The 25,373-nt window shown below is 34.9% G+C and carries 20 protein-coding genes; 11 read left to right on the top strand and 9 right to left on the bottom strand.

Features of this window, described 5'->3' with window-relative positions:
* The first annotated feature begins 65 nt into the window (after positions 1-65).
* Positions 66-1,571 carry an aldehyde dehydrogenase family protein gene (locus tag ACNQF6_RS10900; RefSeq protein WP_099715441.1) on the top strand — a complete coding sequence of 502 codons (1,506 nt, stop codon included), beginning with the start codon at positions 66-68 and terminating at the stop codon, positions 1,569-1,571.
* Between the two features lie 77 nt (positions 1,572-1,648).
* A complete protein-coding gene (locus tag ACNQF6_RS10895; RefSeq protein WP_417965793.1) occupies positions 1,649-2,023 on the top strand; it encodes a DUF779 domain-containing protein in 375 nt (124 codons plus the stop codon).
* 1 nt (position 2,024) lies between these two features.
* Here ACNQF6_RS10895 and ACNQF6_RS10890 read toward each other — a convergent pair whose 3' ends face one another.
* The 6 genes from ACNQF6_RS10890 to recG all read right to left on the bottom strand — a co-directional run bounded on the left by ACNQF6_RS10890 (position 2,025) and on the right by recG (position 11,938).
* Entirely contained in the window at positions 2,025-2,948 is a 924-nt protein-coding gene (locus ACNQF6_RS10890) for an AraC family transcriptional regulator (protein WP_417965791.1), read from the bottom strand.
* Between the two features lie 74 nt (positions 2,949-3,022).
* A complete protein-coding gene (locus tag ACNQF6_RS10885; protein WP_417965789.1) occupies positions 3,023-3,886 on the bottom strand; it encodes a bestrophin family protein in 864 nt (287 codons plus the stop codon).
* A 28-nt stretch (positions 3,887-3,914) separates the two neighbouring features.
* Positions 3,915-5,228: a TolC family protein gene (locus ACNQF6_RS10880; protein ID WP_417965787.1), complete on the bottom strand. Its 1,314-nt coding sequence runs from the start codon at positions 5,226-5,228 to the stop codon at positions 3,915-3,917.
* Between the two features lie 87 nt (positions 5,229-5,315).
* The gene (locus ACNQF6_RS10875; RefSeq protein WP_417965785.1) at positions 5,316-8,411 is read right to left on the bottom strand and encodes an efflux RND transporter permease subunit; all 3,096 of its coding nucleotides are present in this window, start codon (positions 8,409-8,411) and stop codon (positions 5,316-5,318) included.
* Positions 8,412-8,479: 68 nt separating this feature from the next.
* Positions 8,480-9,538, bottom strand: coding sequence for an efflux RND transporter periplasmic adaptor subunit (locus tag ACNQF6_RS10870; protein ID WP_417965783.1), 1,059 nt, complete (start codon positions 9,536-9,538; stop codon positions 8,480-8,482).
* A 294-nt stretch (positions 9,539-9,832) separates the two neighbouring features.
* Positions 9,833-11,938 (bottom strand): ATP-dependent DNA helicase RecG, encoded by a 2,106-nt coding sequence (gene recG / locus ACNQF6_RS10865; protein ID WP_417965781.1) that lies wholly within the window; start codon positions 11,936-11,938, stop codon positions 9,833-9,835.
* A 196-nt stretch (positions 11,939-12,134) separates the two neighbouring features.
* Between recG and ACNQF6_RS10860 the strand changes: the two genes are divergently transcribed.
* From ACNQF6_RS10860 to ACNQF6_RS10840, 5 genes are all read left to right on the top strand, one after another.
* Positions 12,135-13,082, top strand: coding sequence for a hypothetical protein (locus ACNQF6_RS10860; RefSeq protein WP_417965779.1), 948 nt, complete (start codon positions 12,135-12,137; stop codon positions 13,080-13,082).
* Between the two features lie 140 nt (positions 13,083-13,222).
* Complete coding sequence (locus ACNQF6_RS10855) at positions 13,223-13,702, top strand: GyrI-like domain-containing protein (protein WP_417965777.1); 480 nt, start codon at positions 13,223-13,225, stop codon at positions 13,700-13,702.
* Between the two features lie 109 nt (positions 13,703-13,811).
* Positions 13,812-14,357: a DUF1697 domain-containing protein gene (locus tag ACNQF6_RS10850; protein WP_417965775.1), complete on the top strand. Its 546-nt coding sequence runs from the start codon at positions 13,812-13,814 to the stop codon at positions 14,355-14,357.
* Positions 14,358-14,570: 213 nt separating this feature from the next.
* The gene (locus ACNQF6_RS10845; RefSeq protein WP_417965773.1) at positions 14,571-14,996 is read left to right on the top strand and encodes a hypothetical protein; all 426 of its coding nucleotides are present in this window, start codon (positions 14,571-14,573) and stop codon (positions 14,994-14,996) included.
* Positions 14,997-15,249: 253 nt separating this feature from the next.
* On the top strand, positions 15,250-16,734 hold the full coding sequence (locus ACNQF6_RS10840; protein ID WP_417965771.1) for an aminopeptidase P N-terminal domain-containing protein: 1,485 nt from the start codon (positions 15,250-15,252) through the stop codon (positions 16,732-16,734).
* A gap of 67 nt (positions 16,735-16,801) precedes the next feature.
* Here the strand turns inward: ACNQF6_RS10840 and ACNQF6_RS10835 are convergent, their stop codons facing one another.
* Entirely contained in the window at positions 16,802-17,539 is a 738-nt protein-coding gene (locus ACNQF6_RS10835; RefSeq protein WP_417965768.1) for a Dph6-related ATP pyrophosphatase, read from the bottom strand.
* Between the two features lie 104 nt (positions 17,540-17,643).
* Here ACNQF6_RS10835 and ACNQF6_RS10830 point away from each other — a divergent pair, with 104 nt between their 5' ends.
* Positions 17,644-19,707 carry a M1 family metallopeptidase gene (locus ACNQF6_RS10830; RefSeq protein WP_417965767.1) on the top strand — a complete coding sequence of 688 codons (2,064 nt, stop codon included), beginning with the start codon at positions 17,644-17,646 and terminating at the stop codon, positions 19,705-19,707.
* Positions 19,708-19,807: 100 nt separating this feature from the next.
* Here the strand turns inward: ACNQF6_RS10830 and ACNQF6_RS10825 are convergent, their stop codons facing one another.
* Positions 19,808-20,329 (bottom strand): DUF7935 family protein, encoded by a 522-nt coding sequence (locus ACNQF6_RS10825; RefSeq protein ID WP_417965765.1) that lies wholly within the window; start codon positions 20,327-20,329, stop codon positions 19,808-19,810.
* A gap of 130 nt (positions 20,330-20,459) precedes the next feature.
* Here ACNQF6_RS10825 and ACNQF6_RS10820 point away from each other — a divergent pair, with 130 nt between their 5' ends.
* The 3 genes from ACNQF6_RS10820 (at position 20,460) to ACNQF6_RS10810 (ending at position 24,421) form a co-directional block, all read left to right on the top strand.
* Positions 20,460-21,230, top strand: coding sequence for a sulfite exporter TauE/SafE family protein (locus ACNQF6_RS10820; RefSeq protein WP_417965763.1), 771 nt, complete (start codon positions 20,460-20,462; stop codon positions 21,228-21,230).
* 125 nt (positions 21,231-21,355) lie between these two features.
* Positions 21,356-23,695 (top strand): ATP-dependent helicase, encoded by a 2,340-nt coding sequence (locus tag ACNQF6_RS10815; protein ID WP_417965761.1) that lies wholly within the window; start codon positions 21,356-21,358, stop codon positions 23,693-23,695.
* A 105-nt stretch (positions 23,696-23,800) separates the two neighbouring features.
* Complete coding sequence (locus tag ACNQF6_RS10810; protein ID WP_315163760.1) at positions 23,801-24,421, top strand: L-threonylcarbamoyladenylate synthase; 621 nt, start codon at positions 23,801-23,803, stop codon at positions 24,419-24,421.
* 100 nt (positions 24,422-24,521) lie between these two features.
* On the opposite strand, the gene ACNQF6_RS10805 is transcribed toward ACNQF6_RS10810, so the two are convergent.
* On the bottom strand, positions 24,522-25,355 hold the full coding sequence (locus ACNQF6_RS10805) for an OmpA/MotB family protein (protein ID WP_282742808.1): 834 nt from the start codon (positions 25,353-25,355) through the stop codon (positions 24,522-24,524).
* Between the last annotated feature and the right edge of the window lie 18 nt (positions 25,356-25,373).

Genomic DNA, 25,373 nt, shown 5'->3' with positions numbered 1-25,373 from the left:
ATGAATTGTGCTATTCTAAGAATAAGGATGAAGGTATATTTGATAAAACATAAAAAGATAACGACATGGATAACGTGGTAAAAAGACCTGATTTTAAGGCAACATATGATAATTATATAGGTGGCAAATTTGTTGCTCCAATAGGTGGGCAGTATTTTGACGTAGTTTCTCCGGTTGACGGGAAAGTATTTACAAGAGCTGCGCATTCCACTAAAGTAGATTTAGATTTAGCTGTTGATACTGCGTATGAAGCTTTCCAGACATGGGGAAAAACATCTGTTACAGAACGCAGTAATTTATTGAATAAAATTGCTCAGGTTATGGAAGATAACCTCGAATATCTTGCAACTGTGGAAACTATTGACAACGGAAAAGCCATTCGTGAAACTTTAGCAGCCGATATGCCTTTGGCAATTGATCACTTCAGATATTTTGCAGGTGTAATTCGTGCTGAGGAAAGTTCCATCGCCGAATTAGATTCCCAAACTGTTTCTATAGCTTTAAGCGAGCCTTTGGGAGTAATTGCTCAAATTATTCCTTGGAATTTCCCTATTTTAATGGCTGTTTGGAAACTAGCGCCAGCATTAGCGGCAGGAAATACCGTGGTTTTAAAACCAGCAGAAAGTACGCCGATCTCTATTATGGTTTTGATGGAATTGATTGGTGATATTTTGCCTCCAGGAGTTATAAATATTGTTAATGGTTTTGGTGCTGAACTAGGAAGAGCTTTGGTAACCAATAAAAAAGTGTCAAAAGCTGCTTTTACAGGTTCTACAACAACCGGTCGTTTAGTGATGCAATATGCTACTGAAAATATTATTCCGGTAACTTTAGAACTTGGAGGAAAATCTCCAAATATTTTCATGAAGTCCGTTGGTGATGCTGATGATGATTTCTTTGACAAAGCAATTGAAGGTGCGGTAATGTTTGCTTTAAATCAAGGAGAAATTTGTACTTGTCCATCCAGATTATTAGTTCACGAAGATATTTATGATAAATTCATTGCGCGAGTAATTGAAAGAACAGCTGCAATCAAATTAGGAAATCCTTTAGACAGAACTACCATGATGGGAGCACAGGCTTCTTTGGTTCAAAAAGAAAAAATTCTGACTTATATTAAATTAGGAAAAGAAGAAGGTGCGGAAGTTTTAATTGGAGGCGAAGAAAATCATTTGGAAGGAAATTTAGCCGGAGGTTATTATATCAAACCAACGCTTTTCAAAGGACACAATAAAATGCGTATTTTTCAAGAAGAGATTTTTGGACCGGTTTTAGCAGTTACCACTTTCAAAACTACTGAAGAAGCTATTGCTATTGCAAATGATACGATGTATGGTTTGGGAGCTGGACTTTGGACACGTGATGCACACGAAATTTATCAGGTTCCAAGAGCGATTCAAGCAGGTCGTGTTTGGATTAATCAATACCATTCTTATCCTGCGGGAGCTCCTTTTGGAGGTTATAAACAATCGGGTATTGGTCGTGAAAACCATAAAATGATGCTTGGACACTATCGTCAGACAAAAAACATGCTGATTTCTTATGACAAAAAGAAATTAGGTTTCTTTTAGTTAATTACTGATTATTGGTTAATCATAAACCTGGCAGATTGTATAATTTGTCAGGTTTTATTTTAAATTAAAAAAATATGATAAAAAGAATTGATGCCACAGAAAAAGCAATAGAATTAATCAAGATCCTAAAGGAAAAACACGGTGATTTGATGTTCTATCAAGCAGGAGGATGTTGCGAGGGAACGCAGCCACAATGTTTTGAAAAAGGCGGATTTTATCAGCGAATGGGTGATGTTTGTATTGGTACAATTGAAGAAACTGAATTTTGGGTTGATAAAGATTTATTCGAATATTGGAAACATGCTCATTTTACTTTGGATGTAATTGATGCGTTTGGGGTGGGAGGATTTTCCTTAGAAACGCCATTGAAAAAAACATTCCGAATTGAATATAGAATTTTTACTCCGGAAGAAGAATTATCGCTTGAGCCACTGACATTTATTGAATAATCTAGTTTACGTACAGTAATTGATATTGTTTTGGGGTAATTCCTTCATGTTTTTTAAACAAACGAATGAAGTAATTACAATCTTCAAATCCTGATAAATAACAAACCTCATTGATTTGTATCGAAGGGTTTTTCAGCAACTGTTTGGCGCATTTCATTTTTTCGCTAATCACAAATTCTATAGGGCTCATACCCAATTCTCTTTTGAAAAAACGATAGAAAGAAGTTGTACTCATGCAGGCTTTCTCGCTCAAATGTTTCATGCTTATATTTTCGTTCAAATTCAATCGGATGAATTCTACGACTTGTGTAATAGGATTTTTTGGATCGGCAAATAAACCGTCGTCTATTGCTTTTGCAGTTTGTGTCTGAATAATTCGAATTAATAATTCCTGCAAAGTCAAATCGGCTAAAGCATCTTTAGTAATTGAAGTGCTCATGCATTCTTTAATCAATTTATTAATCGTCGTTGCCAATTCCACATTGTTGTAAAAGAAATAATTTTGGTAATTCAATTGCCAGAATTGGTCTTTTCCTTCTTTTGGGTAGCGTTCGTTTAAAAACTGTAAAGTATCGGTAATTTTAGTTTGGTCTATCGCCAAAGCCAAACACTGCGTCGGATTGTTTTTTGAAGCCTCAGGAAAATCTATTTTCATCTCAACATTAGAAGGAATCACAACCGTTTCGCCAGGTAAATAGACAAAACTGGGGTCATCAAAAAGATGCATTATTTTTTTGCCTCGCAACATGCTGGTCACTACAAAATCATTAAATTTTAAAGGAACTAATGCCGAAGATTCATACGTTTCAAAAAGATTCAGTTCACAATGGTTTAAAGAGTAAACGGTTCTATTTTCTACTAATGTTTTTAAAGATTTCTCGTTTGATAAATGAGGTGGATTTATAAAAGCGCGGGTACTATTCATAGTTTTAAACTTTAAAAAAGGCAAAGTTTAAATTTAATGAAAATAATTAGAATCAGAACACTGTTTAACAAAATTTAAATTAATTCTTCCACATGTTTTTTGATATTCTCAGCAATTTTATGAGTTGGTAAATCATTCTCATCGCTTCCAAAAGGATCTTCAATTTCCTCAGCAATTAACTCTAAACTCGCCAAAACATAAAAAATAAATACTACAACAGGAACTACATAATAACCCAAACTAAAGGAATATCCAAAAGGCAGTGTCATAACATAAAAGAAGATGAATTTTTTAAGGAAGGCACTGTAGGAGTAGGGAATAGGCGTGTTTTTGATTCGTTCGCAAGCACCACAAATATCAGTAAATGATTTTACTTCTTCGTTTAAAATAATCAGTTGATCACCAGTTATTTTTTTGGAATCGTATAAATCATTAATCTTCTGAAATAACATTTTAGCGACTTGATTGGGTTTGTGTTTGTGATGATCTATTTCTAAATCAACACCATCAAACAACTGCTGGCTTGTCTCTTCATCCTTTAAATGATTATGCAAAATAGAAGCATAACCGGGAATCATTTTTCGGAAGTATTTGCGATCTTTTTCATCATGCAATATTGCCGATAATTTAATGGCAAAATTACGACTGTTGTTTACTAAAGCACCCCACATTTTGCGTCCTTCCCACCAACGGTCATAAGCAGTATTGGTTCTGAAAACAAGCAATAATGAAATCACGAAACCAAGCATTCCGTGCATGATTGTAATATTCTTTACATAACTGTTGTCAGCTAATTTCCAATATTCAACCTCTAAATAACCGATAATTCCAGAATAAATTCCAATAGCGAGCATTATTGGCATTAATGTTCTAAAAGTGTCCGCTTTGTGGAAACGAAAAATAAAAGTAAACCAGTCTTTTGTATTATATGAAACCATTTAAGATACTATTTTTAGCAAAAGTAAATTAAAAATTAAGATTTCCTGCTAATTCTCGAAGTGCAATTTCAGATAATTTTCCTTGAAATTGAGCATTGCTATAACGCACTTTGGCATTCACATAATTCAATTGAGCGGTTCTGAATTCTAAAGTAGTTATCGTCCCAATTCTGAATTTGTCTAAAGTAATATTTAGATTTTGTTTCGCAATCGATTCATTTTTTTCTTCTAAAGCAATCAATTCTAAATTGGTCAAATACGTTTGATAGGAAGTTGCTAATTGTGAGTTTAAAGCTAAATTTTGTTGATCAATATTTAATTTAGAATTTTCAATTTGAATCTTGGCGATTTTCTCATTTCGATTTTGTGAAAAACCATCAAATATATTCAAAGAAGCACTAAAACCATAGTTCAAACCTCTGGATTGTGCTTGTGCCACAAACCCAAGACTCGATTGACTTTCTGAAAAATTATAGGCAGTATTCACTCGAACAGTAGGATAACGTGCCGCTTTAATTTGTTTTAATTCTAATTCGGCTACTCTTTTATTAATAATCTGGGCTTCTAATTGTGGGTTTTGTTTTTCAGCTAAGGCAGTAAGTTCCGACAGTAATAATAATCCATCTACTTGAAGTTGATCAATTACTTTGAAATCAGTGGCAACATCTCTGGCCAATAGTTGGTTTAATAAAATCTTGCTATTAGCATACAATTCTTTTTGTCTTAACAACGCAACCTGATCGGTATTCAAATCTACTTGAGCATTCAAAACTTCTAATTTAGAGGCTTTTCCAATGGTAAATCTGTTTTGTGCCAAAGTCAATCGCTGGTTTGAAATAACAATTGTCGAATCCAAAGCGGCCAATTGCTGCTGTTGTTGAACCAAATTATAATATGCAGCATTCACATCGCTGATTCGTGTGATTACAGTGAGTTTTAATTGTGCTTCACCTAATTTTTGCAATTCTTTCAACTGATCCAGTCTGGCAAACATTCTCATTCCGTCAAAAACGGTCCAATCCAAGCCGACACCATACGTTAAACTATTGTTTTTTGCATTGTCTAATTCGGTTTCTGTTCCGTCCTGACGCGTTTGGGAACTATTCTGAATGCTGTTGTTATCCACAACTGTTGCAGTAACTGTGGGCAACATTCCTGCGTTTCCAATGGCTACATTTGTTTTTTCAATGGTTAAATTGTTGGTGGCAATTTTTATTTCGTAATTGTTTTCCAATGCAATTTTTACTGCGCTTTCCAATGTCAAAACTTCTTGCGCATTGGTTTTAACTACACAAAATAAGAGTAGTATAAAGCTTTGAAATAGTATTTTTGTATGTTTCATAATTATATTTTTTAGCCACGAATCAATGAATTTTATATAAAAATTCGGTAAATCTATTTAATTCGCGTCATCAGCGTTCCATTCAAATTATTTAACTTCTTTTTCATATTCTTCAATATGATCAAACTCAGGATAATGTTTTCTGGCTTTAGACCACATTAAATACATTGCAGGAATAACGAATAACGTTAAAACCAAAGAGAAAATAGTTCCTCCTACAATTACAACTCCCATCCCAATTCTACTGGTTGAAGCTGCTCCAAGTGACATTGCAATTGGTAATGCTCCTAATGAAATTGCCAAACTTGTCATTAAAATAGGTCGTAATCTCGCTTCCGAAGCTTCTAAAATAGCTTCCATTTTTGGTTTTCCTTGTTCTCGAAGCTGATTCGCAAATTCGACAATTAAGATTCCGTTCTTGGTTACCAAACCAATAAGCATTACAGTTCCAATTTGACTGAAAATATTCCAAGTCTGGTCAAACAACCATAATGAGAATAGTGCTCCTGCAACGGCCATAGGAACGGTTAAAATAATAATAAAAGGATCAATAAAGCTTTCAAATTGTGCTGCAAGAATTAAAAATATTAATACCAGAGCTAATCCAAAAGCAAAAGCGGTGTTTGAGCTACTTTCAACAAAATCTCGAGATTCGCCACCTAAATCTGTGGTGAAAGTATCGTCTAAAACTTTAGCCTTAATGTCGTTCATTGCGTCAATTCCGTCACTTATACTTTTGCCTGGAGCAAGACCTGCAGAAATAGTTGCGGCCATGTAACGATTATTATGGTACAACTGTGGCGGATTACTTTTCTCTTCAATAGTCACTACGTTATCCATTTGAATGAGTTGTCCCATATTATTCTTGACATACATTGATGTTAAATCCAATGGTTTCGAACGGTCTTTTTGGTCAAATTGTCCAATAACCTGATACTGTTTTCCATTTCTCATGAAATAACCAAAACGTTGTCCGCTCAAGGAAAGCTGTAAGGTTTGCGCAATATCAATAACTGAAATTCCTAAACTTTCGGCTTTTTCTCGGTCAATGGTTACATTAACTTCTGGTTTGTTAAATTTTAAATTGACATCACTAACCGCAAAAGTTGGGTTTTTAGCTACTTCATCCATAAAAACAGGAATTTTTTCTTCCAGTTTTTTAAAGTTTGGCGCTTGAATGATGTATTGAATCGGCAATCCACCGCGTCTGTTTACGGCAATTGTTGGTTGCTCAATTACGGACGTTTTTGCATCTGGATATTGTTTGGTCCATTTGGTTAATTTCTCTGCGATTTCTTTTTGAGAATCTTTTCTTTCATCTGGTTGAACCAATGATACCCGAATAAAACCACTATTTACGGATGAAGATCCAAAACCAGGAGACGTAATAACTAAGGCTACTTTTTTACCGGGAATCGAGTCATCTACTAATTGAGATACTTCCTGCATAAAGCGATCCGTATATTCATAAGAAGAACCTTCGGGAGTAGACATACGCAACACAAAACCACTTCGGTCATCATAAGGTGCCGTTTCTTTTTGCAAAAGGTTGAAAAACAAGTAAATTAATCCAAAACAAGCAATCAAAATAGGGAAACTCAACCATTTTTTCTTCATAAAACGGTCCAGTGCACTGGCGTAACCACTGTTTAGTTTTTGGAAATAAGGTTCTGTACGAATGTAGAATTTTGATTTTTTTTGTTCGCCGCCTTTCATCAGATAGGCGTTTAACATTGGTGTTAATGTCAACGATACAAAAGCCGAAATTAATACCGCAGCACCTATGACGACTCCAAATTCCCTAAACAATCGCCCGACAAATCCTTCGAGGAAAATCACAGGAAGAAATACCGCTGCTAAGGTTATCGAAATCGAAATTACCGCAAAGAATATTTCGTTAGATCCTTTGATAGCAGCCTCGATAGGCGTCATTCCTTCTTCTACTTTTTTGAAAATATTCTCGGTGACTACAATTCCATCATCGACCACCAATCCTGTTGCCAAAACGATAGCCAATAAAGTCAATACATTGATGGAAAACCCGAAAAGCCACATGATAAAGAAAGTAGCAATTAATGAAACAGGAATATCAATTAATGGTCTAAAGGCAATCGCCCAATCCCTGAAGAATAAATAGATAATCAAAATCACCAGAATTATTGAAATTCCCAATGTTTCAGCAACTTCGATAACTGATTTTTTTACAAAAATAGTATTGTCAATCGCAATATTAAGTTTAATATCCTTTGGTAAATCCTTTTTTAAACGAGCAAACTCTTTGTAAAAAGCGGTAGAAATATCTAAATAATTAGCTCCGGGAAGCGGTACAATAGCAACACCAACTAAAGGCGTTCCAGATTGTGTCATTTTGGTTTCCGTATTTTCTGGTCCAAGACTTGCTAATCCTACATCGCTAAAACGAACTACTTTTTCCCCTTCGGTACGAATAATAATATTATTAAATTCTTCAGCTGTAGAAAGGTTTCCCACTGTTTTTACCGTTAATTCGGTATTGTCTCCCGTTAGTTTTCCAGAAGGTAATTCTACATTTTGTTTGTTCAATGCATCTCTCACTTCAGAAACGGTGCAACCATAAGCAGCCAGTTTTATGGGATCAATCCACAAACGCATCGCGTATCTTTTTTGTCCCCAAATTTGAACACCACTCACGCCAGGAATCGTTTCTAATCGTTGTGAGATTACGTTTTCGGCATAATCACTTAATTCTAATGCGTTTCTCGTATCACTTTGAACCGTCATTGAAATAATCGCCTCACCATTGGCGTCAGCCTTAGAAACTACTGGCGGAGAGTCGATATCTTGTGGAAGGTTTCTAACGGCTTGAGAAACTTTATCTCGAACATCATTAGCAGCTTCTTCTAAATCTTTATCCAGATTAAACTCTATGGTAATGTTACTGCTTCCTTGCGCACTCGAAGAAGTAACGTTTCTAATCCCATCAATGGAATTGATTGCTTTTTCTAACGGTTCCGTAATTTGCGACTCAATAATATCAGCATTTGCGCCGGCATATCGAGTACTGATGGAAACTTGTGCAGGATCAATCGATGGAAATTCTCGAACGCCCAGGAAGGTATAGCCAATTATTCCAAACAATACGATGGATAAATTGATTACTATCGTAAATACGGGTCTTCTAATACTTGTTGTAGATAAACTCATTTAGATTTTAGATTTTTGATTGCTGATTTTAGATTGTAGATGGCTCTGAAGGAATCTAATATCTCAATCTATTTAATTTTAACGGTCACCGGAGTTTCATTTTTTAGAGACATAACACCACTGGTAATAATGGTATCACCCGCTTTCAAACCAGAAAGCACTAAAATAGAAGCATCCGTTCTTGTGGCAGTTTCTATCATCACTTCTTTGGCTTGACCATTGCTGGAGATGAAAACTTTTTTACCATTTTGCACCGGAATAATAGCTTCTGTAGGTACAACGATGGCATCTTTTATGATGTCCAAAGGCAATTCGACATCAGCAAATGTTCCCGGTAATAATTTTCCGTTTTTATTTTCGGCAATCGCACGAACTTGTAATGTTCTGGTCGCTACGGCAACTTCTGGTTCAATAGCATATACTCTTGCAGTATATTTTTCAGTAGAACCCGAAACGGTAAAGGTGATATAGGTATTCGTTTTTACTTGACTGGCGTATTTTTCAGGGATTGAAAAAGTAATTTTTAATTTTCCTGTATTTACTAATTTAGCCACCAAAACTGTAGGTGTAATGTAGGTTCCTGGCGAAATAGAACGCAATCCGATTCTTCCTGAGAATGGGGCTCTAACCGATGTTTTTGCAATTTGTGCTTTGATCAACTGACTTTGCGCTTGTGCAGATTTTAAATCGGCTCTGGCCAAATCATATTCTTCCTGACTGATGGCTTCTTTTTGTAATAACAATTTAGCTCTTCTTTCGTTCTCTGAAGCCAGTCCTTCTCTGGTTGACGTTTGTCTCAATTGCGCTCTTAACTCTAAATCATTTACTTTAAAAAGTACCTGACCTTTGCTCACATTGCTTCCTTCCTGAAAATAAATTACCTCCACAATTCCAGAAACTTCACTACGAATTTCTACTTGTTCATTGGCTTCAATTGAACCAGAAAGGGATAAATTATTGTCAAAAGTTTGTGGTGTTGCCACAATTCCATTAACGCTTATGGACTTGCCTTTTCCTTTTTGGTCTTTCGAGTCGGCATTTTTATTTTTGTTTTCTGTGATTCGGTAGCCAATAAATCCAATGATTCCAATGGTCAACAAGGCATAAACTAGGTATTTGATTTTCATAGGTATAGAGTAATGTAGGATTAGGTTTCAGTAATTGTAGATAAAAACAAATTTAGGTTTTAGAAATGGCAATTATGATCTTGTTAATTTTTATTTAACGTTTGTACATACAAATATTAACATTTAGAAAACACAAGATTTACAAATGAATGCAAGCAATAACAACCTCTAATTAATAGAGACTGCTAAAAATGAAAATGGTTTAATCAAGAATTGAAAAAAGAACCCTTTTTTAAGAAAATAAATTTAGTAGCGTAATTTTAAACAGATAAAAAATGCACATCACGTATTGAATTAACTAATATAATTCCATATATTTTTCTTTTTGGTCATTTCGATAAAAATAGCTCTCAAAGCAGTATGCTCCGGTTTTTGCATTCCCGCATCTTCCTTAAGTAATTTTAAAGCATAATTTCTGGCTAATGCCAAAGTATCTCTGTCTCGAACCAAATCGGCAATTTGAAGATTAAGTACGCCACTTTGTTGGGTTCCCATTAAATCTCCCGGACCACGAAGTTTCAAGTCGACTTCGGCAATTTCGAAACCATCGTTCGTTTGCACCATTGTTTCCATTCGGGTTTTACTGTCAGAACTCAATTTATGGCTCGTCATCAGGATGCAATAACTTTGTTCCGCACCACGACCCACGCGACCGCGAAGCTGATGCAGTTGCGATAATCCAAAACGTTCCGCACTTTCGATAATCATCACACTGGCGTTAGGAACATTCACGCCAACTTCAATTACGGTTGTGGCGACCATAATATTGGTTTTTCCTTCTGAAAAGCGTTTCATTTCAGCATCTTTATCTGCCGGTTTCATCTTTCCATGCAGAATGGAAATTGAATATTGCGGCAACGGAAAATCTCTGGAAATACTTTCGTAACCGTCCATCAAATCCTTGAAATCCATTTTCTCTGATTCCTGAATCAACGGATAAACTATATAGATCTGACGACCCAAAGCGATTTCGTCCCGAAGGAATTTCCAAACCTTCAATCTGTTGCTGTCAAAACGGTGTACGGTCTGAATCGGTTTTCGTCCCGGAGGCAGTTCATCAATTACCGAAATATCTAAATCGCCATACAAACTCATCGCCAAAGTTCGTGGAATAGGCGTGGCGGTCATCACCAAAACGTGTGGTGGAATTACATTTTTCTTCCACAATTTAGAGCGTTGTTCTACTCCAAAACGGTGTTGCTCATCAATTACTGCGAGTCCTAGATTCTTGAATTTTACTTTGTCTTCCAGTAAAGCATGCGTTCCGATGAGAATGTGTAACGTACCGTTTTCCAATTCTTCATGGATAATTCTTCGTTGTGCTATTTTGGTGGAACCTGTTAGGATTCTGATATTTATATTTAACGTTTCTGCTAATTCGGATAAACCAACAAAATGCTGATTCGCCAAAATTTCCGTGGGCGCCATCAAGCACGCTTGAAAACCATTATCAAGTGCCAAAAGCATGCTCATAAAAGCCACAATGGTTTTCCCGGAACCTACATCGCCTTGCAGCAAACGGTTCATTTGGGCATTGCTGCCCATGTCGGTTCGTATTTCTTTGATAACTCTTTTTTGGGCATTGGTCAATTGAAAAGGCAAATGATTCTGATAAAAATCATTGAAATATTCGCCCACAGTCGCAAACGGATGCCCTTTTATTTTATGCTTCCTAATCAGGTTTTTCGTGATTAGCTGCAGTTGAATAAAGAACAATTCTTCGAATATTAATCGGAATTTGGCTTTCGCCAAAACGTCTGCGCTTTTTGGAAAATGAATGTTGAATAAAGCTGCTTTTTTAGGAATCAGCTTCAATTCGTGGATTAAATAATCCGGTAAGGTTTCCGTAAACAATGCTTGCGTTTCCAGAAACAATTGTTGCATCAGTTTATTAATTACTCGGTTTGAAATCCCACGATTGGTCAAGGTTTCTGTCGAAGGATAAACGGGTTGCATCGCCGAACGCAGACTTTGTTCGTGTTCGCTCATCAGTTCGATTTCCGGATGCGCCATATTGAACGCATTCCCAAAAGACGTGCATTTTCCGAAAATCACACAGATTTCATTCAGCTTCAAACTCTCCCGAATCCATTTGTGGCCTTGAAACCAAACGAGTTCCATTTGACCTGTATCATCCACAAAAGTAGCGACTAATCGTTTTTGGTTTCTGCCAAATTCAACGGTTTTTATGTTGATTATTTTACCGATAATCTGAACTTCGGCAATGTTGTTTAGCAGTTCGTTAATCTTGTAATACCGCGTTCTGTCAATGTATCTGTTTGGAAAAAAATTAACCAAATCCACGTACTTATAAATTCCCAATTCCTTACGCAGCAATTCGCCCCGATTGGGTCCAACGCCTTTGAGGTATTCAATGGGAGTGAGTAGGAGGTTGCTCATTTAGTTTTTTTTGGACACGGATGAAACGGATTTGTTTCTCTCGACTTCGCTCGAGATGGCAAAAACGCAGATTAAAACGGATTTTTAATTTGATGGAGCGAAGATAGTTTTTTGTTTGGAAATTTGGAAATGGGAAGGCTTGGAAATGCAGTAGGAAAAATTGTATATTTGAAAAAAATAAACTACCCCAATTAAAATGAAATATAAAATTCTTTGTTTATTGCTATTCATAATTATAGTAGGAATCAATTCCAGCGCTATTGCTCAATCGCCACAAATAACTATCGAAAGAACTCTTAATACGGATAATAGTGTCGTATTGAGTTATAAAAAGGAAGACCCTGGTAGTTATTTTGTCTATTTAAATTTTTCAAATGTTACCAATAGTAACGTTTCTAATTATAAAACAATTATCGATAGCTATTCAGGAAATTTACTCACACTTAAACCATCAAACGACAAACAATCAATTGGTTATGCATTACAATATTATGTAATATTTGGCAAGCCTAATCCAAAAGTTGACAGCTTATTTCATTACGTTTTACCTTTCAAGAAAGGGAAGAGACATAAAATAGTTGAAGCATCTAATTTAGGTGAAAAATATCTTGGACAAGAAAAACCTAAAAATTGGAAGTCGTATGTAGTCAATTCTACAACGCCTGATACAATTTGTAGTATGAGAAAAGGAATTGTCGTTAAAATTGATAATCAATACCAAAATTCCTCTTTAGACATGTCGTTTACTAGCAAAAGAAATTCTATCACTGTGGAACATTCAGATGGAACAATAGCGATATACAATGGATTTAAAAAAAATCTAATATTTGTAAAATTAGGTCAAACCGTCTATCCTCAAACTGAGTTAGGAGTTATAGAAGAGTTTAATCCAGGTGTTTATCGAGCAGATTTTTTTGTTTTTTATTGGTCCGACAAAGAAATTAATACTGCATCCAAGCAATTTTTTCAAAATTACCGTTCTAAATATACCTATTTAGCTCCCTATTTTGTTACTGAAAATGGTGTCGCACAAATAGTGTCGACCAATGATTATGAGGCACTTTGCACGGAAGAGCAATTAACTCTTGAATTCAGTCGATCAGAAAAGAAAAAATACCTAAAAGAACCAACCTTATTTCGATAAATATAAAATACAAGATCAAAAAAACTACAAAAGAAGACAATGTTCTTTTGTTGTCATTGAGGTTAGTTATTTTTGCTTTAAATAATAGTATGAGATACAAATGCTTTCTTGATGTTACCTACAAATAAATCGCTTAATAGATGAATCCAACAATAACTACACTCACTGAAAAAAAATGTATTGGTCTGAACCAAAACATGTCTTATACTGATTATCAAGCGCTAGAAGTTTGGAAACGTTTTATGCCAAGACGTAATAAAATAAAAAATAGAGTAGGTGCTGATTATCTATCCATTCAGGTATTTGGGAACTCGTATTGGAATGCTTTTAATGCAGATAACACTTTTCAGAAATGGGCAGCGGTCGAGGTAAGTGTTTTAGAGGATGTTCCTGCCGAAATGGACACATTAATTATTCCAACTGGCTTGTATGCTGTATTTGTATACAAAGGAGACGGAGCAACTGCACCCGCTTTTTTTGAATCGATTTTTAGAAGTTGGTTGCCAAATTCTATTTACGAATTGGCAGATCGTCCGCATTTTGAAATTCTTGGTGAAAAATATCAAAAAAACAATCCCAATTCTGAGGAGGAAGTATGGATTCCAATTCAATTTAAATAAGAGTTTAATTTATACAATTATTACTTTAAAAGGCAATGATTGAATATTGAGTTGCTGTTCCTATTATTTATGCTAAATAGATAATACATTTGCAAAAAAGAATTAAATCATGACAACTCATCTCGCACTGCTTCGTGGCATCAATGTTTCCGGTCACAACATGATAAAAATGGAGGCGCTAAAAACGACTTTGGAAGCCATTGGTTTTCAAAACGTGCAAACCTACATTCAATCTGGAAATGTTTTTGTGGATACGGAGGAAGAAAGTCCTGCTGCTGTTGGCTTCAAAATAAATCAAGAAATCTTCAAGGCTTTTGGTCATGAAGTACCTGTTGTGGTAATTGCTAAAGAAGACTTGGAAGCATGTTTTAAGAACAATCCTTTTTTGAAGGAAAAAGATACTGATACTAAGAAGTTGTATGTGGCTTTTATTTCTACCACCTTGCAAAGTACAAGTATGAATGATTTGAAAATTAGCCAATTCAAACCGGACGAAGCGAGTATTGATGCGAGCAGAATTTTTATAAAATACGCTGTTGGCGCCGGAAAAACCCGATTCGACCAAAAATACATCGAGAAAAAACTGAATGTTATTGCAACAATCCGCAATTGGAATACGGTGACGCAATTGCTAAAACTCTACGAGGAAAGGTAATAAGACTTTAAGTCTGGTTTAACCGCTAATTCGCTAATTTTTAAATGTTATCATCCATTTGAAATTTGCGAATTAGCGGTATTTTTTTAGAGTCAAAACAAAGATGTTTCAAAATCAATTTTAACTTTTTTAACTTTAGAAAAAAATAATTATAATTTTGACGCAACCTTTTATAGGAAGTAGTATCTAAAGAATATCTGTAAAATCTGATACATGAAAAAACAAATCATTCTTGTTGCTTTCCTTGCTATTTTTAGCTCCTGTTCAAAGGATGAAGCTGAAGCAATTGTTACTACGGATTTTTACGGAAAATGGACTTTGGTCGCGATGACTGGTTCTTTTCAAAATTCTGGAACTACAGGTGCAGCAATGGAATGGCAAGAATATTATTTGTTCAACACCAACGGAACTTTTACAAAATCCAGAGAAAGAAATGGGGTAACAACAACACTTTCCGGAACCTACACGACTACCAATCAATCAGACGAAATATTTTTTGAATTAACATATCCCAATGATAGCGAAATTATAGGAAGCTGTTACGGAAATCAAAAAGAAGGATTGTATTTAACGGACAATAATTCCTTGTCCAGCACTTGGAGTTATTGCGATGGTCCAGGATTAAAGTATAAAAAGTAAATTATAAGTGCTTATTAAAAAACATTTTTCATAAAATTTAGTTTTGGTTAATTTTAGAATGATGAAGCACTTTTGCTAAAGAGTACTCAGAAGTTGAAAAACTTTTGGTGCTCTTTTTCTATTTTTAAACGAATAAAAGAAAGGTACTTTCAATAAAAATAGTAATTGGTACGCACAAAAAAATTATATTTACCTATTAATTCATTCATCCAAAACTTCGCTTTATTTTGCAAAACTCTAATATTTTAATGCTATGAATTTAAAACTTTCTTTTGTTTTTACAGTTCTTTTTGTTTGTGCAGCAATAGCACAAAACGGAAATCCAAACGATTATTTATCGGCTCAATTCCATAAAGAGCGTAGAGAAGCTTTGCGTGCTAAAATGCCTGAGAACAGTGTAGCGGTATTTTTTGGTAATCCCATTCGGAACCGAGCCAATGATGTGGATTTTATCTACCATCAAGATCCTGATTTTTATTATTTAACAGGATATAAAGAGCCGAATTCAGTTCTGGTAATTTTTTCGAACAATCAAACCAATAAAGATGGAAAGTCATTCAATGAATTGTTGTACGTTCAGGAAAAAAATCCAAGAGCGGAGCAATGGACAGGAGTGCGTTTAGGAACGGAAGGTGCCAAAAAAGAGTTGGGTTTTGAAAATGCTTTCAATGGAGCAGCGTTTTTAAATTCGGGGATTGATTATGTCAGTTTTGACACTGTTTTCTTTAAGGAATTTGAAGAAGACACTCGAAATTCGAAAAATGAAAAAGCGGATTTATACAAGTTAATTGGAGCGTTTAAATCCCAAATAGGCTACAACGAAAAAGTGAAATCTCAAATGGATTCGAATGTGCAAAATGAAATTAATGCAAAAAAAAGTATCACTTCAAAAAAAGCTACGATGAATACAAAATCGATTTTGACGTATATGGCGAGTTTACGTGAGAAAAAATCAAAAGAAGAGTTGGTTTTGCTGACAAAAGCCGTTCGAATTTCGGCAATGGGACAACGCGAAATTATGAAAGCGATGCATCCAGGAATGTCTGAAACGGAAATACAAGGAATTCACGAATTTGTTTATAAAAAGTACGGCAGCGAGTTTGAAGGTTATCCATCAATCGTAGGCGCTGGAAACAATGGTTGTGTGTTGCATTATATTGAAAATAGCAAAATGAAAGTCGAAAATGAATTGGTTTTAATGGATTTAGGTGCTGAATATCATGGCTATACTGCTGATGTAACCCGAACGATTCCTGCTAACGGAAAATTTTCTACTGAGCAAAAGCTGATTTATGATTTAGTATATGATGCTCAAGAAGCGGGAATTACTGCTGCTAAAATTGGAAATAGTTTCAATGCACCTGATGTTGCGGCACGTAAAATAATCAGCGCCGGTTTAGTAAAACTAGGAATTGTAAAAACGGAACAAGAATCCCGAAAATATTTTCCGCACGGAACTTCGCATCATATTGGGTTAGATGTTCACGATCCGGGTTTATATAATGCTTTTGAAGCCGATATGGTCGTTACTGTTGAGCCGGGAATTTACATTCCTATAGGTAGTGATTGTGATAAAAAATGGTGGGGAATTGCGGTGCGAATTGAAGATGATATTTTGATTACTACAAATGGACCCGTAAACTTATCTGCGGAAGCACCAAGGAAATCAAATGAAATGGAAGCCCTTATGAATGAAAAAAGTGTTTTGGATACTTTTTCTGTGCCAAGTTTAGATTAGTAATTTCTTTAAGATTCTATAAAAATGAAACTCCGTTGTCTTATGATTTCGGAGTTTTGTATTTAAATTATTTTGCAACCAAATCACAATACCAAAATCCAAAATCAAATGCATCAGAAGCACTCGTATCGCAAGCGGTATCTGAGGAATCTTCTTTTTCCGGTTTTTCGTATTTTCGGTACACGATTTCACCAATTTCAAAATTAATTGGATTCGAGAAAACAGGACCATCAAATGTGAAGGTGTGAAATTCGCCGTTTTCACCACAAACATCAACATTTTCAGGTAGATCTTTGATGAAATCTTGGTCGATAACGCGACCAACAAAGCTTTTATCTAAAAATCGTTCATTTACACAAACTACAATCGTTTTGAATCCTAAATCTATGAATTCTTGAATTAGTTCGTGAGTTGGGATCTTCCAAAGCGGAAAAATGCCTTCAAAACCTATTTCGGCTAATTTATCTTCACGGTATTTACGCAGATCTTCCAGAAAAATATCCCCAAAAATGGAATGCGTCACACCTTGTTTTTTTAGTTTAGCCAATGTTTCGCGCATCACATTTTCGTAGACTTCCATCGTGGGCATTTCAGGAATTCGCATGATTTCAAGTGGCAATCCAATACTTTCGGCCTGTTGTTGCAATAATTCTACTCGTACGCCGTGCATCGAAATACGTTGATACTGTTGGTTTACACTGGTGAGTAAACAGGCAATTTCAATTTCTGGATTTTGTAGGGTTTTATATAAGGCCAGCGCAGAATCTTTTCCACTGCTCCAATTAAATAAGGCTTTCTTTTTCAATGTTATTTTCTTGTAATTTTCTGGAGGTAAACTTACAAAATTAGTCGGATTAGTTTGGGAAACCTTTGTAACTTTGGAAATCTCAGTTTTAACCTTTGAAATTCATGAAATACCTTTTTCTCTTAATATCTGCCATCACTTTTGCGCAACAAAGTAAATCTGTCGATTTTAAATCGGTTGGTGGACAGATAACAATTAATTCTAAGGCTAAATCTGTTAGCGGTGCAGTCAGCTATTGGTTTAATGTTTTAAAAGAAACAGATACTATTAAAATTGACGGGCAAAATATGGATTTTTCTGATGCAGAATTAAATCAAAAAAAAATTCAATTTATTACAAATGGAAAGCAAATTCTATTGATTTCACATTTCAAAAAAGGAAAAAATAATGTTAGTTTTAATTATGTTGCCAAACCAAAGCAAGCCTTGTATTTTGTTGGTTCTGAAGAAAAAGATAATGTGCAAATATGGACGCAAGGACAAGGAAAAAACACTAGCAATTGGCTGCCAAGTTTTGATGATGTCAATGAGAAAATGATTTTTAGTTTGGAAATAGTAGTTGATTCAAAATACCAAGTAATTTCTAACGGAATTTTAAAAAGTAAGGTTAATAATGATTCAATGACCTATTGGAGATTCAACATGCAAAAACCAATGAGTTCTTATTTACTCATGCTTGCCATCGGGAAATTTGAAAAACAAATACAGCAATCAAATTCGGGAATTCCTTTAGAAATGTATTTGGAACCAAAAGACGCAACTAAATTTGAACCAACCTATCGTGATTCTAAAATAATGTTTGATTTTTTAGAAAAGGAAATAGGAGTAAAGTATCCTTGGGAAATTTATAAACAAGCGCCTGTCAGAGATTTCTTGTATGCCGGAATGGAAAATGCATCAGCAACACTTTTCAACACGCGTTATGTGGTCGATTCTACAGGTTTTGAGGATAGAAGTTACACGAATGTTAATGCACATGAATTAGCACATCAATGGTTTGGGAATTTAGTCACTGCCGAAAGTGGAAAACACCATTGGTTACAGGAAGGTTTCGCAACCTATTACGCGTTGCTGGCCGAAAAGGAAATCTATGGTGAAGATTATTTCTATTCCAAATTATATGAGTCGGCGCAACAATTGAAATTTGCTTCCCGAACGGACACCATTCCTGTTTTGAATGCCAAAGCCAGTACATTGACTTTTTATCAAAAAGGAGCTTGGGCACTTTTTGTTTTACAAAAAGAAATAGGAGATAAGGCCTTTAAAAATGCGGTATCAAACTATTTGAAAAAGCATGCTTTTAAGAGTGTGAATACACCAGATTTCTTTGCTGAAATCAAAAAAGTATCAAGATATGATTTGGATAATTTTAGTAAAGTATGGCTTGAAAATACCGTTTTCAATACACAACAAGCCAATAGTTTATTGCTTAAAAATAAAGCGATTCAGATACTGTTTGAAGTTGATAAGTTAAAAAACAAACCGTTGTCAGAGAAAAGAGATTTTCTAAAAAAAACAATGCAATCTGACGTTTGTTTTTCGGTAAAAGAAGCGATTCTGAATCAATTGAAAAATGAAAATTGGGAAGATAAAAAGAGTTTTTTTATTTTAGCTTTAGAAACTAAAAATATGCAATTGCGCCAATCGGTTGCTGCATCATTGAATGAAATTCCGGAGAGTTTCAGAACGCAATATGAAACTTTATTACAGGATAAATCATATCAAACACAAGAAATTGCGCTGTATAATTTATGGCATAATTTTCCGGTGCAACGCATTCAGTATTTGGATAAATCAAAAACCTGGATAGGTTTCAATGATTATAATTTAAGGACATTATGGCTCACACTCGCTTTGTCAACACCCAATTATGCTGAAGAAAAAGGTGCCCTCATAAACGAATTAATACAGTATTCGTCAATCAATTACGAAGCGAATACAAGACAAAATGCTTTGGATAAATTACTTTCTTTCAAAATAATAAATGATGTTGTTTTGGAGAATTTGGTCAACGCAACCACGCATCACATGTGGCAATTCTCGAAATTTGGAAGAGATAACATTAGAAAATTATTAAAAAATTCGGAAATGAGAGTTTCTTTGGAAAGAATAGTTCCAGATTTAAATCAAGCCGAACAGTTTCAATTGAACCGGTTGTTGAAAGAATAAGTCAGAATCAACAGGGATTTAAAACATAAATTCACTAATTTCAAACGATTATTCATATTGAAATTAGTGAATTTGATTATGTTCATTGTTTTAGAATGTTTTACCACAATTGACCCACTTCATTTTTGATGTAAGCTAATGCTGCATTACTAGGTGATTGTTTTCCCATCAAATCACTTATAACAACTTCACGCAATTTATCGGCATTGTCAACACGATCACTCATATTCGCTTTTCGAATCATTTGGATCGTAGCATTTTTTGCAGTTACAATGATAGTCCAACATTCATCTGACATGTAAATTTGTTGGGTTAAATTGTGCTCAAATTCTTGTTCGATTTGTGAAATTATCAGATTTTCGTAATCGTTTTTATCGTTGGAAATTGGAGCAATCCGAATTAATAATTTAGTTGGATTAATGCGTTCCATGTATAATGACATGCGCTCATAGGCTTGTAAACGCAGTGGTAAAGCATTTTTTTGTGCTTCTTTTTGTAATAACCAACGTCTAGTATTTTGTTGGTCTTTAAAATAAGAGTTGAACAAGTAATAAGCAACTCCACCGGTAATTAGTGAGGGTATTGTGTACGCCAGAATTTCTATGATTTTTGTTGAATCCATTTTGATTTAAAATTTAAATAACAAAAATATACTTTTTTGAAGACAAAACAATTTCTATTTAATAGCAATACATCAATACGAATACTATTTTTGTCCCTTGTAACTACACTATTTAAAATCGAATACCGTAATGGAAACTTATATTCTAGTTTTACTTTGTTTAGCGGCCTTTGCGGCAGGATTTATTGACGCAATTGTTGGTGGTGGCGGATTGATACAAACTCCCATGGGTTTGATTTTATTGCCTAATCTTCCTGTTTCAACTGTAATTGGCACCTTGAAAGTTCCTGCTTTTAGTGGAACATCGTTTGCAGCATATCAGTATCTTAAAAAAGTAGATATGAACTGGAAATTGCTAGCTATTATGATGCTTTTGGCATTTCCTTCGGCATTTTTAGGCTCTACTTTATTGACGTATGTGAGCAATGATTTCATGAAACCATTATTGCTGGTTGTTCTTTCTTTTTTAGTGATTTATACCTACGCCAAGAAAAATTTTGGGCAACATATTGAAAAGAATCATTCTTCGAGAACCCAAATTTGGAATGCTATTGGAATCAGTTTCATAGTTGGATTATATGATGGATTTATCGGACCGGGAACCGGAAGTTTTTTGGTAGTTGCTTTTATAGCCATTATGGGATTCGATTTTTTACATGCTTCCGCAAATGCTAAAATGGTGAATTTGTCGACTAATTTTGGTTCCATTTGTCTTTTTATTTTAAAAGGTAAAATCATTTGGGCAATTGCTATTCCAATGGCTGCCAGTAATGCTTTGGGAGGTTGGATTGGCGCCAAACTGGCCATCAATAAAGGAAATAGTTTTATCCGGATTTTCTTTTTGGTAGTGGTAGTCGGGACTTTAATCCGTTTTGCGTACGATGTGTTTTTTAAAGATTAGCAACTTTGCTAATGACTTTATAGCAAGTGAATTTTTGGTTAAATCAGAACTCATTATGATTGTAATTTAAACCTGTTTTCTAAATCTTAAATTCTTATTTTTGCATAATAAATTTAAATTTCTCCATGCATAAATATATCGATCAACTCAACGAAGCCCAACGTGAACCTGTTCTTCAAAAAGACGGGCCAATGATTATAATTGCTGGTGCGGGCTCCGGGAAAACGCGTGTGTTGACTATTAGAATTGCTTATTTGATGAATCAGGGTGTTGATGCCTTCAATATTTTATCGCTTACGTTTACCAATAAAGCGGCACGGGAAATGAAAACCCGAATCTCTCAAATTGTTGGAGCAAGTGAGGCCAAAAATCTTTGGATGGGAACATTTCACTCGGTTTTTGCCAGGATTTTACGTTCCGAAGCAGATCATTTGGGATATCCTTCGAATTTTACGATTTATGATTCCCAAGATTCATTGCGTTGTATTTCTGGGATTATCAAAGAAATGCAATTGGACAGAGATGTGTATAAACCAAAACAGGTTTTAAGCAGAATTTCCAGTTATAAAAATAGCTTGATTACCGTTAAAGCCTATTTCAACAATCCTGAATTACAAGAAGCGGATGCAATGGCTAAAAAGCCAAGATTAGGAGAAATTTATCAAAATTATGTTGATAAATGCTTCAAATCAGGCGCAATGGATTTTGATGATTTATTGTTGAAAACTAATGAATTATTGACTCGTTTTCCAGAAGTTTTGGCTAAATATCAAAACCGTTTTCGTTATATATTGGTCGATGAGTACCAAGATACGAACCACTCTCAATATTTAATTGTTCGTGCTTTATCAGATAAATTTCAGAATATTTGTGTGGTGGGTGATGATGCACAAAGTATTTATGCGTTTCGTGGTGCGAATATCAACAACATTTTGAATTTTCAGAAAGATTATGAAGGTGTGAAAACCTTTAGATTGGAACAAAATTACCGTTCGACAAAAAATATAGTAGAAGCCGCAAATACTATTATTGATAAGAATAAAGTAAAGCTGGATAAAATAGTTTGGACTGCCAATGATTTTGGTCCAAAAATAAAAGTGCACCGCAGCATGACTGATGCCGAAGAAGGGCGTTTTGTAGCCAGTACTATTTTCGAACAAAAAATGCAAAACCAGCTTAGTAATGGCTCTTTTGCAATTTTGTATCGTACCAATGCGCAATCCCGTGCGATGGAAGATGCCCTTAGAAAAAGAGATATTCCGTATCGAATTTATGGTGGTTTGTCTTTCTATCAAAGGAAAGAAATCAAGGATGTATTGTGTTACTTGCGGTTGGTTATCAATCCAAAAGATGAAGAAGCTTTGGTTCGCGTAATCAATTATCCGGCTCGAGGAATTGGAGATACAACTGTTGAAAAGCTTACGATTGCCGCCAATCACTACAAACGTTCCATCTGGGAAGTGATGCAGAATATTGATAAAATTGACTTGAAACTGAATTCGGGAACCAAGCAAAAGCTACAGGATTTTGTAACGATGATTCAGAGTTTTCAGGTTATTGATCAAAATCAAGATGCGTTTTATATCACCGATCACGTTGCCAAAAAAACAGGATTGGTTCAAGAATTAAAGAAAGATGCTACTCCGGAAGGAATGGCCAAAATCCAGAATATAGAGGAATTATTAAACGGTATCAAAGATTTCACCGAAGGGCAAAAAGAAATCGATGGTGCTCGTGGCGCCTTGTCTGAGTTTATGGAAGATGTGGCTTTGGCAACAGATTTAGACAAAGATACCAGCGATGAAGATCGTGTGGCTTTGATGACAATTCACTTGGCAAAAGGATTGGAATTTCCTCATGTTTTTGTAGTAGGAATGGAAGAAGATTTGTTCCCGAGTGCAATGAGTATGAGTACAAGAAGTGAACTCGAAGAAGAACGTCGTTTGTTCTATGTGGCTTTGACTCGTGCGGAGCATCAGGCGTATTTGACGTATGCACAATCTCGTTATCGTTGGGGGAAATTAACTGATAGTGAACCATCTCGATTTGTTGAGGAAATTGATGCACAGTATTTAGAATATCTAACTCCGGCTGAATCAAATTATAGGTATAAACCAATGATTGACAGTGATATTTTTGGAGATGTAGATAAATCCAAATTGCGTCTGGCAAAACCAGCCAACGGAACTCCACCAGTCAAATATAGTAATGATAGTGAACCCAAATCGGATATAAATATTCGTAAATTGAAACCTGTATCCAATACTGCAACTTCAAGCGGTAGTGCAAATTTGTTTGATAATAAATTAGTTGCCGGAAATATTGTAATGCACGAACGTTTTGGTAAAGGCGAAGTTTTAAACCTGGAAGGAGTGGGAGCAGATAAAAAAGCCGAAATCAAATTTGAGGTTGGTGGTATAAAGAAATTATTGTTACGCTTTGCGAAACTGGATATTATTGGATAGTACCAAGTGGTCAGTTCTTCAGTGTTCAGAGGCAGTTTGACTAAATATAAAATCAGATGACTGAAGTTTTAAATCAGAAATCATTAATCAAAAATCTTAAATCTGATGGCTCAATTTATAAAAATATACGAAGATAAACCTAATGAAGCGGCAATTGCCAAAGTAGTTAAGGTTTTAAAAGATGGAGGATTAGTAATTTATCCAACGGATACCGTTTATGGTTTGGGTTGTGATATTACTAATACCAAAGCTTTGGAACGTATCGCAAAGATTAAAGGAATAAAGCTGGATAAAGCTAATTTTTCCTTTATCTGTCACGATTTGAGTAATATATCCGATTATGTAAGGCAAATTGACACACCTACTTTTAAACTATTAAAAAGAGCTTTGCCAGGACCTTACACGTTTATTTTACCCGGAAATAATAATTTACCAAAGGAATTCAAAAAGAAAACTACTGTTGGAATCAGGGTTCCTGATAATGCGATAGCTATAGAAATTGTGAAGCAGTTAGGGAATCCAATTGTTTCCACTTCTATTCACGATGAAGATGATGTTATCGAATATACGACTGATCCGGAACTCATATTTGAGAAATGGCAAAACCTAGTCGATATGGTTATTGATGGCGGCTATGGTGATAATATGGGGTCAACAATTATTGATTTATCAGGAGATGAACCTATTGTAGTGAGAGAAGGTAAAGGAAGTTTGGACATTCTTTAATTAGTATTCAGTCCTGAAGAGTCGGGATTAGTGTTCCGTAAAAACCATAAAAAAACGTCCCGATATTCGGGACGTTTTTTATTTCAAATATAATCTGAAATTATGGTCTTTGTTTTTTCATCTCTTTTTCAATCATTTCATAAAATTGATCGATTTTAGGTAAAACAACAATACGAGTTCTTCTGTTACGAGCTCTGTTTTCAGCGGAATCATTTGCTACTAAAGGAATATATGAGCTTCTTCCTGCTGCAATCAATTGTTCTGGTTTAACACCTAATTGAGTTGTTAATACACGAATGATAGAAGTAGAACGTTTTACACTTAAATCCCAGTTGTCTAATAAAATACCTGAGCCATTGTAAGGAACATTATCAGTATGACCTTCAACCATACATTCAAAATCTGGTTTGTCATTTACTACTTTAGCCACTTTAGCTAAAACACCTTTTGCTTTGTCAGTTACATCGTAACTTCCTGTTTTAAACAACAATTTGTCAGCAATAGATATAAATACAACTCCTTTTTCAACATTTATTTCGATATCTGGATCAGAGATTCCTACAGCGCTTTTCAAACTAGTAACTACAGCAAGTGTTACACTGTCTTTCTTAGTCAAAGCATCTTGCATTCTGCTGATTTTTAAATCTTTCTCTTTGATAGATTCTAAAGCTTTTTCAATGTTTTCAGCTCCTTTTGTAGACAAGATCGTCATGTCTTTAGAAGTACTTATTAATCCTTGGTTTTGCTCTTTTAATAGCGATGCAGTAGCAGAAAGCCCTGCTTTTTCTTCTAAACAAGCATTTAATTTTACTGTTGCAGTATTTAATAAGTCTTGAGTTTCTTTATTTCTAGCTTCTAAATCAGTGTATTTCTTTTTAGAAACACATGAAGTCAATAGCGCTAATACAGATAAGGCAATTACTATTTTTTTCATAAATGGTATTAATTTAAT

Source organism: Flavobacterium pasteuri, assembly GCF_048286615.1.
Lineage (GTDB): Bacteria > Bacteroidota > Bacteroidia > Flavobacteriales > Flavobacteriaceae > Flavobacterium.
Note: the sequence above shows the minus strand (reverse complement) of the source record. Positions and strands in the feature narration are given on the sequence as shown.